General features: G+C 56.0%; 8 protein-coding genes. 5 read left to right on the forward strand and 3 right to left on the reverse strand.

Features of this window, described 5'->3' with window-relative positions:
* Nucleotides 1–70 precede the first annotated feature (70 nt).
* Together ACYVHB_RS17695 and tamL are read left to right on the forward strand one after the other, a co-directional pair.
* Nucleotides 71–5,224 carry a translocation/assembly module TamB domain-containing protein gene (locus ACYVHB_RS17695; RefSeq protein ID WP_461053101.1) on the forward strand — a complete coding sequence of 1,718 codons (5,154 nt, stop codon included), beginning with the start codon at nucleotides 71–73 and terminating at the stop codon, nucleotides 5,222–5,224.
* 96 nt (nucleotides 5,225–5,320) lie between these two features.
* Entirely contained in the window at nucleotides 5,321–7,726 is a 2,406-nt protein-coding gene (gene tamL, locus ACYVHB_RS17700) for a translocation and assembly module lipoprotein TamL (RefSeq protein ID WP_461053102.1), read from the forward strand.
* A gap of 68 nt (nucleotides 7,727–7,794) precedes the next feature.
* On the opposite strand, the gene ACYVHB_RS17705 is transcribed toward tamL, so the two are convergent.
* Complete coding sequence (locus tag ACYVHB_RS17705; protein WP_461053103.1) at nucleotides 7,795–8,511, reverse strand: arylesterase; 717 nt, start codon at nucleotides 8,509–8,511, stop codon at nucleotides 7,795–7,797.
* Nucleotides 8,512–8,668: 157 nt separating this feature from the next.
* Between ACYVHB_RS17705 and ACYVHB_RS17710 the strand changes: the two genes are divergently transcribed.
* The 3 genes from ACYVHB_RS17710 to ACYVHB_RS17720 all read left to right on the forward strand — a co-directional run bounded on the left by ACYVHB_RS17710 (nucleotide 8,669) and on the right by ACYVHB_RS17720 (nucleotide 13,716).
* Nucleotides 8,669–9,385, forward strand: a complete 717-nt coding sequence (locus tag ACYVHB_RS17710; RefSeq protein ID WP_461053104.1) for an ABC transporter ATP-binding protein — start codon at nucleotides 8,669–8,671, stop codon at nucleotides 9,383–9,385.
* 85 nt (nucleotides 9,386–9,470) lie between these two features.
* Complete coding sequence (locus ACYVHB_RS17715) at nucleotides 9,471–12,014, forward strand: ABC transporter permease (protein ID WP_461053250.1); 2,544 nt, start codon at nucleotides 9,471–9,473, stop codon at nucleotides 12,012–12,014.
* 136 nt (nucleotides 12,015–12,150) lie between these two features.
* A complete protein-coding gene (locus ACYVHB_RS17720; RefSeq protein ID WP_461053105.1) occupies nucleotides 12,151–13,716 on the forward strand; it encodes a CehA/McbA family metallohydrolase in 1,566 nt (521 codons plus the stop codon).
* A 22-nt stretch (nucleotides 13,717–13,738) separates the two neighbouring features.
* Here ACYVHB_RS17720 and ACYVHB_RS17725 read toward each other — a convergent pair whose 3' ends face one another.
* A complete protein-coding gene (locus ACYVHB_RS17725; RefSeq protein ID WP_461053106.1) occupies nucleotides 13,739–14,356 on the reverse strand; it encodes an ABC transporter ATP-binding protein in 618 nt (205 codons plus the stop codon).
* 78 nt (nucleotides 14,357–14,434) lie between these two features.
* Nucleotides 14,435–15,229, reverse strand: a complete 795-nt coding sequence (lpxA, locus tag ACYVHB_RS17730; RefSeq protein WP_461053107.1) for an acyl-ACP--UDP-N-acetylglucosamine O-acyltransferase — start codon at nucleotides 15,227–15,229, stop codon at nucleotides 14,435–14,437.
* Between the last annotated feature and the right edge of the window lie 12 nt (nucleotides 15,230–15,241).

Consider the following 15,241-nt stretch of genomic DNA (forward strand, 5'->3'; position numbering starts at 1 on the left):
ACGTTATATCTGGAGAATCCGCTGTACCAGCTAAACCCTATTCCACCAGCCGAAACACCCCGTATCTACTGTGTCTAAAGCGCTTGTCCGTATTCTGCTTGGTCTACTTGCCCTCATTCTATTGCTGGCGGGTTTTGTGATGCTCGTTGCCACGACGCCCTGGGGTCAGCAGTTGGTGACGAAGCAAGTCAATTCCTACCTCGCCGGGAAGCTGCAGTCGCCGTTTCGCATCGGACGAGTTCGGTACGCCATACCCGATTACATTGAACTGGACGACGTGTTTTTTAAAACGCCCAAGGGCGACACGCTCCTCAACGGTGGGCGACTGCGCGTCGACCTCGACATGTGGGGGCTGCTCAACAACCGCGTTGCGCTGAACCAGATCGAGCTGGAGCATATCCGCCTGAATATCAATCGACTGACAGCCAACCCGGAGCGCACCGCCGATGGATTACCCACCTTTAATTTTCAATATATTCTCGACGCTTTTATACCGCCGGGCGACACGACGAAGCCAGTGACAGCGGTTGACACCACGGCAGCCCCGCTGGCGATTAACTTGACCGCCATTTTCCTGAATGACGTTCGCGTAAAATACACGGACGATGTAGTCGGAGCCGACATCAATGCGTACGTCGATAGTCTGCGGGCCAGTTTTAACAAAACCGACGTGTCCAGGTCGCAATATCACCTGTCAAACGTGGCGGTGAATGGCCTGAACGCCTACACCCGGCTCTACGAAGGAATACCCACGCCCGAGGTGGCCTCTGATCCGAATGATTCGCTCGATATTGGCCTGGGTAAGTGGCAGATCAACCGGGCCAAGTGGGACGTGCGCGTCGAAACGGCGGATTTCCGAACGCAGGGCAGCGCGGAGAAGCTGACGATGGAGTCAGACTATTTTTACCTGAATGGCGAGAAAATTGGCCTTAAGTCCCTCAATCTGACCAACGCTGACATTGCCGCTGTTCTGACGAAACCCACCAGGAAAGCCGCTGCAACAAAGCCAGTAAATACGACGGCAACTTCATCCGGATCATCGAGTTCGGGCGAATCCACCGCACCGGCGGACCGGCGGGGCTGGCTGGCCGAACTCGCCAATGTCCGCTTTGTCAATAACCGAATTCGCTACGACGACGAGACGGCCCCGCGCCAAAAGCGCGGTCTGGATTATGGCCACCTCGACCTGCAAAATCTGGGTATCGACGGGCAGGCGCTAACGTATCAGGATTTAGGTAAGCGCGGGCAGCGCGTGAGTGGTCAGCTTCGCAACGGCCGGTTTCGGGCGACCAGCGGGTTTGTGCTCCAGCAACTCGACGGCAACGTACTCTACGATGACAAAAACACGCGCCTGACGGGACTGTACATTAAAACGCCTACGTCACTCCTGCGCGATCAGGTGGTGCTGCGCTACGACTCGCTGGGGCAGTTGAGCAACCCCCGCTTTGCCAAACGCGTTGGTGTCCGGGTGAATCTGCGTCAGAGCCGACTGTCGGTGGCCGACGTGCTCCAACTGGCTCCCTTTCTGGCCGACACGCCCCCATTTGTAGACAACGCGGGCGGCACATTCCGGGCCGATGCGCAGGTTAACGGTACGCTGGCCGCGCTGAATCTGCCGCGTTTCGATCTGGATATGCTTTCGGGAACGCACGTCCGGTTGAGCGGCCGACTGACGAACGTAACCGACCCGGACAGACTCGGTCTGGACCTGACGATTGGGGATGCGACGACCCGCTTAGCCGACATTAACAAGCTGGCTCCCAAAGGCTCCATTCCGTCATCCATTGCCCTGCCGCCCACGTTCGATCTGACGGGGCGGCTCAGGGGCCAACTGAACAACCTTGACATTGACGCCAAACTCCAGACGGAATGGGGCACGGCCGATTTTGACGGTCGATTAGAGGGCTTCGTAACCGGGAAGAATCAAACGTACAAAGGCACTCTGAATCTTGCTCAGTTCGACGCAGGCAAGTGGTTAAAACAGGAAGGCACCGTTGGTAAACTGACCGGGCGCGCTACGGTCGATGGGCGTGGTATTGACGTTAACACGCTCACCACCCGCTTCGATCTCGACGTGCAGTCGGCCGAAATCAGCGGCTACCGGTATCAGAATTTTACCGGCAAAGGCAACCTCGCCAACGGTGACCTCGCCTTAACTGGTGCGCTCAACGATCCTAACGCGAGCCTGACCCTCGATACGAAAGTTGGCCTGAAGGGCGAATTTCCCAGCGTCGTGGGCGAAGCGGTCGTGCGGGAATTAAACCTACAAAAGCTGAAACTGTACAGCGATCCTCTTTCGCTAAAAGGACGAATCATTCTCGACATGCCCTCGACTGATCCGGCCCGGCCTGTTGGCACCATTTCGGCGAGCGATGCGGTGGTAACGCTGAATGGCAAAGATTACCCCGTCGACGCGCTGTACGCCCGGTTATCGGCGAACGGTATGACGAAGAATGTAGTGGCGCAACTACCCGGTGCGCAGGTGGCCCTCAACGGGCAGTTTAAGTACCCGCAGCTCTACGACATCGTTGCCAGTGAGGTCAGCAAGTATCTGGCCATACCGGCCTTAAAATACAAGACTATACCGCCACCGTACGCATTCACGGTCGACATGAAGGCCTACCAGAATCCCCTGATTCAGGCGTTTGTGCCCGCACTGACCCGGCTCGATACAGTCCGGCTCAGTGCTTATTTAGATAATCTACAGGATACCACCCTGTCGGCTACGCTTCGGACGGGAGTTATCGTCTACGATACAACCACCATTCAGGGCGCAACGCTGGCACTGCGGGCCGCCAACAACCAGCTTGCTGTCAATGGGCGTGTCGACGGTGTGCTGTACGATGGGTTGCGCATCCGCGAAACTAACCTAACCGGCACGGCCGCCAACAACCGATTCCAGTTTTCGGCCGTGAACAAAGACTCCATCGGGCAGGATTTGCACGCCCTGGCCGGTACGCTCAGCATCGTTGACAGCAGCTACCGGTTTCAGTTCGCCCGCGATGGACTGCTAACGAATTACCAGCAATGGACGGCCGACACCAGCGGGTTTGCGCAATACGGGCGCGATGGCGTGCTGGTCAACACCATTCGGCTGGAGCAGGACAACCAACTGCTGGAAATGAGCAGCACCGAGCCGTATGGCAACGCACCCATTCGGGTAACTACGCGCGGTATTCAATTGGCGAACTTAGCCCGGTTGGCGGGTCAGGATACGACCCTGGCGGCTGGCGAACTGAACGGTACGGTGGTGGTGCGGGACTACTTGGCCGAAGACAGTCAATTGGCCTTCATCGGCTCCATTTACGTTGACAGCCTGCGGGTGACGGGCCAGCCGATTGGCAACCTCACGGCCCGGTTCAGCAACAACACCGACGGTCGAATCAACGTCAACACGATGCTTAGCGGGTCGTACAACGATGCGACAATCGTCGGTTTTTATAATCCCGAAGACGCTAAAAAAGCCATTGATTTAGCCATTAACCTGAAACGCCTGGACGCCCGCACTATTGAAGCGTTCAGTTTTGGCGAACTGCGGCAGGCACGGGGTAAACTCACCGGTGAATTCACGGTAAAGGGCGCAGCCGACAATCCTCAGTTGAATGGCAACGTGGCCTTCGATTCAGTCGCGTTCAACATCAAACAGCTCAACGCTACCTACCGCATCGACCAGGAAAACCTCCGCTTTGCCGGGCAAACGATCACGCTGACCGACTTCAACGTGCGCGACACGCTCGGCCGGACGCTCACTACTGATGGCACGGTGGTGCTGAAAAACCTGCCCGATGCAGCCTACAACCTGCGCGTCCGGGCCGCCAACTTTCAGGTGCTCAACGCGGCTCGTAAGGACAACAACTACGCTTACGGACAGGCATCGGTCACGGCCGATCTGCGCATCAAAGGGACGGGCACCAGTCCGTCGGTGAACGGAACGGTGCGGCTCGAAGACGGCAGTAAAGTATCGGTGGTGCTGCCCGACGAATCATTAGACGTGAACGAAGCTGATGGCATTGTCACGTTCATTGACCACAACGATTCCCTGGCGCTGAACAAATACATTTACCGGCCCAAACGCGACAGCGTGAGCACCCGCCTATCGTTCGATCAGTTGGGTAATGCTACCATTTCGCTCGACTTAGAGGCCGACGAGAAGTCCGAACTGACCATTATCGTGGACGAACTGAACGGCGACTATCTGCGGGCACGGGGCAATGCCCGGCTCAACGTGGGGGTCAACGCGGCCGGTCAGGTGAGTGTGCTGGGGCGCTACGACGTAACCGAGGGCGAGTATTCGCTGACGTATCAGGTGCTGAAACGGCAATTTGCCATTCAAAAAGGCGGCTACATCAGTTTCTCGGGCGACCCGCTCAAAGCCGATCTGAACATCACCGCTATCTACAAAGTCTCGGTGCCGCCCGCCGATCTGATCGGCAACGAATCCACGTCGCTGGATGCGTCCGGGGCCGCTGCCAAGCGCAAGCTGCCGTTTAATGTGGCATTGAGCATGAGCAACAACTTAGCCTCGCCCAAGCTGGACTTCGATATCAGGCTGGAGGGAGCCGAGCAGGGCAGTGCAGCCGCGTCGAGTCCGCTGGCAACAACAATCGAGAACAAGCTAAAAACCCTGCGGCAGGATCAATCCCAGATCAACAAGCAGGTATTCGCCCTGCTGATTTTGAACCGATTCCTACCCGAAAACACATCCGATTTCTTTTCGGGATCGGGCAACGGCGGGTTGAATACGCAGGCCGAGGGCGTTGCCCGGAGCAGCGTGAGCAAACTCATCTCGGAGCAGTTGGGGCAACTGGCATCGGGCATTCTGAAAGGATTCGACGTCGACTTCAACCTGCTCTCGCAAACGGGCAGTGCCAACACCGGTGGCACCACCAACGGTGCCCGGACCGACCTGAACATTGGCCTCTCGCGAAGTTTCTTAGACGGGCGCATAACGGTGTCGGTGGGCCGAAATTTTGTACTCGAAAACACGGCTCAGAGCGCTACCCGTAACCCAAACGAAGTGTTCGACAATCTGTCGGTGAACTACAACCTCAGCCGCGATGGGCGCTACGTGGCACGGGCTTACCGGAGCAACGACTACCAGGCCGTGCTGGATGGGTACGTGATTGAAACCGGTATTGGATTCATCATCACCGTCGACTACAACCGGCTGTCCGAACTGTTTCGCCGGTCGTCGCCCGGTGCACCCAGCCCCTCGCTCAATTAAGATGTTATGAAATTACGTCTGTCTATTTCTCCATCCTTTTTACTTCCTGCGCTGGGTTTCATTTATCGGTGCACACCTGTTTCATTGTTCAGGGGTGTGAGTAGCAATAATTACACCCCTAAATACCAACGCATTCGTGCTCGTCAATTCAGGCCGACCTTATACTGGTTATTTCTGCCCTTTCTACTTTCGCTCAACGCCTGCAACATTAGCAAACACCTCCCCGCCAACGAACGGCTGTACATGGGGACCGACGTGGTCATTAACGCCGATTCGACCGTTTTTAAAGACGATCAGGCCGTTTTGAAAGAGCAGCTGGAGGGCTTAGCCCGGCCCCGGCCCAATGCGCAGCTTTTTGGTTATCCCATCCGCGTTGGCTTGTACTACCTGTTTGGCGAACCCCGCAAGCCAAAGGGGTTCCGGTCGTGGTTTCGCCGAAAATTCGGTCGGGAACCCGTCTTTGCCAGTGCGCGGGCCATTTCGGCCAACGTCCCGATTATGAACGCCACGATGAAGAACGAAGGCTACTTTGGCTCAACGGTAAGCGGATCGCTGAAAGAAGACGGCTATAAAGCACGGGGCATTTATCAGGCGGAGGTTAAGGCGCGTTTTTACGTCGACTCGGTGCGGTTTGTATCAGACTCTACCCTGGCTCAGAAGGCACTGCAAACGGCGAGAAGGCGGACCATTTTTAAGAAGGGTGATCCGTACCGGATTGACAATATCAAGCTCGAGCTCGAACGCATCGCACAGGCCCTCAAACAACGGGGATTTTATTATTTCACATCCGACTACTTGGGTGTGCTGGCCGATAATGACACGGCAACCCACCGGACCACGCTGCTTTTTTACATCAAGCCCGACATGCCCGAAGCGGCCGGTGTGCCCTACTCCATTCGCAACGTATTCATCTACCCAAATTACAATCTTTCCACGGCCCGCATCGACACCAATCAACGCCGGGCGTATCAGTCGGAGGAGCGGTTCAACATTGTTGATTCGTCCCGGCGGTTCAACCCAAAATTGTTCCGCGACGTGGTGACAGTCGAACCAAGCAAACGATATAACAGCCGACAGCAGGATTTAACGCTCTCCCGGTTAGTGAACGTGGGGGCGTTTAAGTTTGTCCGCAACCGGTTCGAACCCGATCAGCAGGGCGACTCGGCCGTGCTCGACGTGCATTATTACCTGACGCCCTACCCCACCAAATCGGTGCGGCTGGAGTTAGACGGCACATCGCGTTCCAACAACTTCAACGGTACGCAGGCCATTCTGAGTTGGCGCAACCGCAACTATTTTCGGCGGGCCGAATTGTTGACGGTAAACGCGAATATAGGTATTGAGTTTCAGGGCGGGGGGAATGCTCAGGCCGTAACAAACAAACGGTATGGTATTGATGCGCTCCTTAGTTTTCCACGTTTGGTCAGTCCGTACCGTTTTCGGTATGACCAGCGGCAGGCGCTGCCCAAGACGAACGTCACGTTGGGCTATCAAACCATCATTCGGGGCGGGTTATACCGAATCAATTCCTTCAACACTACGTTCGGCTACGCCTGGCGGCAAAGCCAGCGAGTGGAGCACGTTTTTCAGCCGTTCAATGCCAATTACATTTATGTGCCTCGTAATAAAGTTGGTGATCGATTTTATGAAATACTTGAAGACACGATAACACCCGGAATTGTAAAGACACAATACAACAGTATCTTAGACTCCGATCAGTTAATACTGAGCACGTTGTACACCTTTAATTATAATTCGTCACCACGTTCGAGTTCACCCAATACCTTTCGCTTAACGACCAATGTTGAAGCTGCGGGTAATCTGGCCAGTCTCTTCTTCCGCCGTCTTCTGCCAGATGATGATCGCAAAGGAATTTTTGGCGTTCCTTACGCTCAGTTCCTTCGTCTCGACGCCGATTCTCGTTTCTACCGTCGTCTGGCGTCCAATGTAACATGGGCTAATCGTCTGTTCACCGGATTGGGAATTCCTTACGGCAACTCTAAAACGTACCAGTTGCCATTAACCCGGCAGTATTTTGTTGGCGGGAGCAACAGCATTCGTGCCTTCCGCCCCAGGGCAATCGGACCCGGTCTGTTCACCCGTGATACCTTAGATGTACCAGCATTTCAGGATGGTGGGGGGGACATTCGCCTGGAAGCCAACACGGAACTACGGACTAAGTTCAATAAGTACATCGAAGGAGCTGTGTTTGTTGATGCGGGTAATACTTGGACCTATTACCCTTCAGCCGCACTTACGGACGATCCCAGAGCGGGCCAGTTTACAAGAGATTTTTACCGGCAAATCGCTATTGGAACCGGCGTCGGCATTCGCATCGACGTGGCGGGCTATTTTTTAGTACGCTTTGATCTGGCAACACCCCTGCGCAAACCGTACAAAACAGGCGGCAGCAACTGGGTTATCGACCAGATTAATTTCCGCAGCCGCGACTGGCGCAAACAGAATCTGGTATTTAACATTGGGGTGGGGTATCCGTTCTAAGGTAACCTGGACGGCCACGTCCGGGTGAATGTGACCAAGTCTTTTACGCCCGGACGTGGCCGTCCAGGTTACTCCAGCACCGGCCGGATGACGCCCCAGACCGTTTCGGCTACAATTTTGTGCCCGGCGGGGTTGGGGTGAATACCGTCAGACTGGTTTAATTTGGGTACACCGCCGACGCTTTCGAGCAGGAACGGAATCAGAATCGCTTTGTTTTTGTCGGCTAATTCTTTGAACAACTCCCGAAACTCGCGGGTGTAGTCGGTGCCGAGGTTGGGGGGGATCTGCATCCCGGCCAGCACGATGGTCGCCTGCGGGCTTTTGCGCCGAACGGTGTCCATGATCGCCTGCAAATTCTGACGCGTCGCCGACAGCGGCAAACCGCGCAGGCCGTCGTTCCCACCCAGTTCGAGCACAAACACCGCCACCGGCTGGCGCAGCACCCACCCAATGCGGCTCTTGCCCCCGGCCGTTGTTTCGCCACTCAGCCCGGCGTTGACGACGGTATAATTCAGTCCCGCCGAGTCGATTTTTTCGCCAATCAGCGCCGGAAACGCCTGCGATGGTTCGACGCCGTAGCCCGCGGCTAAGCTATTTCCGAAAAACAATACGGTTTTCTTGGTAGAAGCAGGAGGCAGGGGCGTTTTTTGACCCGTTGCAGCCGAGCTGGTTTCCGATTTAGCATCAGTTTTTGTTTCGGAGGAGCCGCAGCCCCAAACCATTAAGAGCGATAGTAGCCCGCTTATCACGGAAATAGACGTTCGTTTCGTTTTGGAGAACTTCATGGAATATCTGTCAGTTTCGATATAAACACAGAGACGCGGAGTTTATCACAAAGAACATGGAGAAAAATACAGTTTAACTCTGTGCTCTCCGTAAAAAACTCCGTTTCTCTGTCGGTCCCGCTCCGGCATACCGGCCGATGCAGTTTAATCTTATACTATGAGCATTCTACGCGTCGAAGATCTGACGAAAACATACTCCAGCGGGGCCCGCGACCTAACCGTGTTGCACGGCGTAAACTTCACCCTCGAACCCGGCGATACATTTGCCATTGTCGGACCGTCGGGCAGCGGCAAAACTACGCTGCTGGGCCTGTGCGCCGGACTCGACCGGGCCACATCGGGCAGTGTTTACCTGAACGATATCCGGCTCGATACACTCAGCGAAGACCAGCGGGCAGCCATTCGGAATCAGTATGTGGGTTTCATTTTCCAGAACTTTCAACTGCTGCCCACACTGACGGCCCTCGAAAATGTGATGGTGCCGCTCGAACTGCGCGGGGAGCGTGGCGCTCAGAAAAACGCGCAGGCACTGCTGGACCGCGTTGGACTGGGGGAACGCGGGCACCACTACCCCACCCAGCTTTCCGGGGGCGAACAGCAGCGCGTTTCGCTGGCACGGGCATTTGCCAACCGGCCCAAACTGCTCTTCGCCGACGAACCCACCGGCAACCTCGACGCCGATACCAGCGCTACCGTTGTCGATCTACTATTTGAACTCAACCGCGAAGCGGGAACAACGCTCGTGCTCGTTACCCACGATCTGGACTTAGCGGCCCGCACTCAGCGTATTGTTCGGGTAAAAGGCGGCACGGTTATCTCAGATTCCAAAGAGCGAATCGGAACACCGAACCGGAGCGAGACGGTGAAAGAGTGAAAATCACTCGGCAATGCCTTTTACCTCACTCGCTCTTTCGCGCTCTCACTCTTTCACCATTATGAACTTCTCCTGGCTTTTCCGCATGGCCTGGCGCGACAGCCGCCGAAGCCGACAGCGGCTGCTGCTGTTTATGTCGGCCATTGTGCTCGGCATTGCGGCCCTTGTTGCCATCAACTCCTTCGGTGATAACCTCGCGCTGAGTATCGACGGGCAGGCCCGCGAACTCCTCGGGGCCGACCTCACGCTGTCGTGGAACCGCCCACACAGCCTCCAAACGCAGCAATTGGCCAAAACCATTGGCCGCGACCGGGCCTACGAAGTGTCGTTTGCGTCGTTGGTGTCGATTCCTAAAACGGGGGGCGTCCGGCTGGCGCAGGTAAAGGGTCTGGTCGGTAACTTTCCGTACTACGGCACATGGGAGGTGCAGCCCGCGTCCGCCGTTCAAACGTTCCGGCGGGCCAACGGCCGCGTGGCGCTGGTCGACGACGCCCTGCTGGTGCAATTGGGTGCCCAGCCCGGTGACTCGGTACGTCTGGGTAACCTGTCGTTTCTGATTGCGGGGCGGGTTATCAAAACACCGGGGCAGGCCGCCATTGCCGCTACCGTCGCGCCAACCGTGTTTGTGCCGAATCAATATCTGGCCAGCACCGGTCTGTTGCAGCGCGGTAGCCGGGTCAACTACAAATACTATTACCAGTTTGCGCCGGGCACCGACATGGAAAAATACGTCAAAACAATCTCGGCTCGATTAGATGAGGACGGCGTGAGTTACGACACCGTTGCCGGGCGCAAACGACAGACCGGTCGCTCTTTCGCTGACTTAACGAAGTACCTGAGTTTAGTGGCGTTCGTGGCGCTGCTGCTGGGCTGCGTGGGCGTGGCCAGTGCGGTGCAGTTGTACGTAAAAGAAAAAATTGCGTCGGTCGCTATTCTCAGAACACTGGGAGCGAGTGGTCGGCAGGCGCTGCTGATCTATTTGCTCCAAACGGCACTGATGGGCCTGATCGGAGCCACGATTGGCGCGGTATTGGGGTCGGCGGTGCAGTTGATTCTGCCGCGCGTGTTCGGCGATTTCCTGCCCGTGACGGTGCAGACAACCCTGTCGGGACCGGCCATTCTGGGCGGCATTGGCACGGGCCTGCTTATTTCGGTGCTGTTTGCCTTGTTGCCACTGCTGGCCATCCGAAACGTATCGCCCCTCCGCGCCCTGCGCACGTCCTACGAAGCTGACCTGAGCGGGCGCGACCCGCTGCGGTGGGCGGTGTATCTGCTCATTATCGGGTTCATCGTCGGATTCGCGTATCTCCAGACCCGCAACCTCCTGCTGGCAGTGGGGTTCACGGGTGGATTAGCCGTTGCCTTCGGTACGCTGACGCTGCTTGGTCTGGGGCTGATTGCGCTCGTACGCCGGTTTTTTCCCACGTCGTGGAGCTACGTCTGGCGGCAAAGTCTGGCCAATCTTTACCGGCCCAACAACCAGACACTCATTCTCGTGACGGCTATCGGCCTGGGGGCGTTTCTGATCGCGACGTTATACCTGACGCAGGGGCTTTTACTGGGCCGGGTGCAACTGGCAAGCAGTGGTAAGCAGCCCAATATGGTGCTGTTCGACATTCAGAATGAGCAACTTGCGGGTGTCCGTACGCTGGTGAAACAACAAAACCTGCCCATTTTGCAACAGGTGCCCGTGGTGACCATGCGGCTAACCAATATCAACGGCCGAACGGCATCGGACCGAAAGACTCCACCCCGCCCCGATCAGCCCGCTGACACAACTGCCCGCGCCGACTCTGCCAAACGGGCACCGAGTTGGGCATTCACCCGCGAGTATCGCGTCACGTACCGGGACTCATTGATATCGTCGGAGAAAGTTGCTGCCGGAAAAGAGCCTTATCAAGCCAACGGAGCCATCTACATCTCGATTGAGAAGGATTACATGGAGCGGCTGCACGTCAAGCTTGGCGATACGCTGAACTTCAACGTGCAGGGCGCTCCCGTTCCAACCATCGTGGGCGGAACCCGTGAGGTCGACTGGAGCCGGGTGCAAACCAATTTCTTGATCGTATTTCCATCGGGGGTACTGGAGCAGGCCCCGCAGTTTCACGTACTGATGACCCGCGTACCCGACAACAAAACATCGGCAGTGCTGCAACGTGGGTTAGTGAACGGATTTCCGAACGTATCGGCCATTGACCTCGGCCTGATTCTTAAAACGGTGGACGACATTTTGGGGCAAATCTCGTTTGTAATTCGATTTATGGCGTTGTTCAGCATCCTGACGGGTCTGTTGGTACTGGCGTCGTCGGTGGTCATCAGCAAGTACCAGCGGCTGCGCGAAAGCGTTCTGCTCCGTACGCTGGGAGCCAGCCGCAACCAGATTCTGCGCATTACGGCACTCGAATACGGTCTGCTGGGCTTACTGGCGGCCCTGTCCGGTATCATCCTGTCAATAGCCGGTACGTGGGCGTTGGCGCGTTTCGTGTTCGAAGTGCCTTACCAGCCCGACGTTGTACCGCTTGGCGTTGTGGCGTCCGTCGTGACGGTGTTAACAGTGGTAATCGGCGTCTTCAATAGCCGCGAGGTTTTGGTCAGGCCACCCTTAGATGTACTACGGAGCGAGGGGTAACGCATGATTGATTACTGGCAGTCAGACAGTTCGTATCTTGGCATACCCTAAACAATTCAGGATGCATCGGCATACTCAACGGTCTTTACTACCTATTCGGCTCCTTGTATTACTGCTGGTCAGCGTCATAGTGAGTATGGCTCAGGCTCAGACGCCCGGTCGGGTTGCCATTACTATCCTCGACGCCACTACTAACCGCCCGACGCCCACCCGCGTTCGGCTGACGCGCTACGGCAGACCCGTTCCCAAACTTCCCTCCGAAGCCGTTGCCGTTATGTACGGCCTGTGGGACCACGAAGACGGGTATGCCTTTCAACCCGATAGTTCATTCTACGTCGCCGGGTCGTTTCGGCTGTCGCTGCCGCCCGGTACGTATCAGCTTAGCCTGTCGAAAGGACACGAGTTCCTGCGGCAACAGATCAATTTAACCGTTCGGTCGGGTCAGACGTTGCAGCAAACGTACCGGCTGAAACGCTGGGTCAACATGGCCGCTAAAGGCTGGTACTCGACCGATGGCCACATTCACATCCGGCGGTCGCCCCGGGAGAATCCGCTGTTGCTGACGTGGTTACAGGCAGAAGACGTGAATGTTGGGGCGTTGCTGCGCATGGGTGATTTTTGGGAAACGTATTACCCACAATACGCATACGGCGAAGCGGGGGTGTACGGGCGAGGGAATTATCTGCTCACCACTGGCCAGGAAGATCCCCGAACGCCCGAATTGGGCCACGCCTTCGCCCTCGGAGCCGCCGACCGCGTTCGCCAGCGCAGCCGGTACTATTTTTTTGACGAGGTGTTCGACAAAATTCATCAACTCGGTGGCCTGACGGGCTACGCGCACCAGGCCGAAACGTTCCACGGCTACCGGGGACTGATTCTCGACGGGCTGCGTGGCAAAGTTGATGCGCTGGAACTGCTCCAGTTTTGCGTAGACGAACATCCTCTGCATACCGAACACTACTACCACCTGCTCGATCTCGGCATTCCACTCACGGCAACAGCCGGGTCCGACTTCCCGTGGTGCGGGCAGGACCACGACCATGGCCCACCTGAACGCTCGTCGCGCATCGGCAATGCCCGGTTTTATACATATCTAAACAGCCCACTAACCTTCGCCAACTGGCACCGGGCAGTTCGGGCGGGGCATACGTTCGTATCGAGCGGTCCTATGCTCGATTTGCGCGTGAACAACGCGCTCCCCGGCGACAAGATCAATGTTAAGCGGGGCGATAGTTTGCAGATTACGGTTCATGCGTTTGGTCATAAAAGCCAGGTTCCGCTCGATACGCTCGAAGTCGTCAGTCACGGGCGGGTCATTGGCCGGGCAACGGTTCGCGATTCAGTTGGTCCAGCATCGCGTGGTCCGGCATTCCGGCAGTCGACTGACCATCTATCGCTGACTTTCACGTTACCCTCGGTGGAACGGGGCCAGTGGATTGCGGCCCGCTGCACGGCGGGACCCGGTCAGGCGGCTCATACAACACCCGTTTATGTAACAGTCGACGGGGGTGGTTTTCACAATTCCACAACGGCGGGGCGCTACCTGGACCTCAGCGAACAGTATTTACGGGAAATCGAGCACGAAATTAGTCAGCCGAGCCCCACCGTGGAGCCACAGGCGTGGCGCCACGCGGATGGGTTGCGAACGCGTATCGACGAGGTCAGACAGATTATTGAGGAAATGCGGGGAAAATTGCGTTGAACGGAATACGGCCGGTGATACCTTACTTCCACTGCGTCATGTCCAGCACGTTCTCGCAGAAATCATACTCTTCCGACACGTTGGATCCAATGAGCAACAGTTGATTAGCGTCTAATCGACGTACTTGTTCGTGATACCAGGCTACGCCCTGCCGATCGAGGTTAGCCGTCGGTTCGTCGAGAATAACGACCGGCGAAGCAGAAAAGAAAGCCAGCCCGAGTTTAACGCGCTGCTTCATACCCGACGAAAAATACTTGATTTGTTTGCTTCGGGCGTGGCTAAGCAGCAACCGATCAGCGATGATTTCGGGCGTAAGGCCCGGTTTGAACGATTTAAATGTCTGGTGAAACGTCAACAGTTCATCGAGGGTAAGTTCTTCGACCAGTTCTAAATACGGAGCTGCTATACTCACGTACCGAAACCAGTTGTCCGGGTCCAGCGCCTTACCATCCAGCGAATAAGTCAGCGTTCCCTCAGTAGCGGGCAGGCTACCAGCCAACAGTTGGAGTAACGTCGATTTACCACTACCGTTAGGTCCCACGAAGGTGTAGCTTGTCCCGGCATCAAGTGTCAGATCGACGCGCCGGAAAATCCACTCCTTCCGGTATTTCTTGCCAATCTGCTCAGCGGTGATTATCATGAATGAATAATGTTTAATGATCAATGGATAATGTAGACCGCGACCACGAGCACTTTACATTGATCATTAAACATTGGCTTATTCCCGGTCCACACCCGACGAGGGGCCTTTCATAATGCCCCGCTCCGACGACCGAATGAAGTTCACGATTTCATCGCGCTCGTCGGAGGGTGGCAGTTCGAGTTCAATTTGGGTAAGGGCGTCGGCATTGTTGAGGCCACGCATGTAGATGTAGCGGTAAATCTCCTGAATTTGATTGATCCGGTCGTTGTCAAAGCCCCGCCGACGGAGTCCAAGCGAGTTAATGCCCGTGTAGGACAGCGGTTCGCGGGCGGCTTTAGTAAATGGTGGAACATCTTTACGCACCAATGAACCACCCGACACCATGGCGTGCGCTCCAATTTTGACCCACTGATGCACCGAACTCGACCCGCCGATGATGGCCCAGTCACCCATGTGAACGTGGCCGGCCATTTGTACATTATTAATAATGATACAATTATTGCCAATCCGGCAATCGTGCGCCACGTGCGCGTAGGCCATAATCAGACAATCCATACCGATCTCGGTTTTCCAGTGCTCTTCCGTTCCCCGGCTAATTGTGGCGTATTCACGAATAGTTGTATTGTCGCCGATGAAGGTTCGGGTGTACTCATTCTTGAACTTCAAATCCTGAGGAGTCGAGGAGATAACTGCCCCCGGATAAATCTTACAGTTGCGGCCAATGCGGGCGCCTTCATTAATGACGGCATGGGAGCCAATCCACGTTCCTTCGCCTACTTCGACGTCTTTGTGAATGATGGCAAACGGCTCGACCACCACGTTTTGCGCGATTTTGGCTTCGGGGTGAATATAGGCTAATGGTTGAATCATATTTTCAAAATA

This window comes from Spirosoma arcticum, assembly GCF_054779955.1.

Excerpts from the sequence above, each read along its gene's own strand:
- ACYVHB_RS17705 (WP_461053103.1), bottom strand. The coding sequence starts at position 8,511 with ATGAAGTTCTCCAAAACGAAACGAACGTCTATTTCCGTGATAAGCGGG.
- ACYVHB_RS17710 (WP_461053104.1), top strand. The coding sequence starts at position 8,669 with ATGAGCATTCTACGCGTCGAAGATCTGACGAAAACATACTCCAGCGGG.
- ACYVHB_RS17715 (WP_461053250.1), top strand. The coding sequence starts at position 9,471 with ATGGCCTGGCGCGACAGCCGCCGAAGCCGACAGCGGCTGCTGCTGTTT.
- ACYVHB_RS17720 (WP_461053105.1), top strand. The coding sequence starts at position 12,151 with ATGGCTCAGGCTCAGACGCCCGGTCGGGTTGCCATTACTATCCTCGAC.
- ACYVHB_RS17725 (WP_461053106.1), bottom strand. The coding sequence starts at position 14,356 with ATGATAATCACCGCTGAGCAGATTGGCAAGAAATACCGGAAGGAGTGG.
- lpxA (WP_461053107.1), bottom strand. The coding sequence starts at position 15,229 with ATGATTCAACCATTAGCCTATATTCACCCCGAAGCCAAAATCGCGCAA.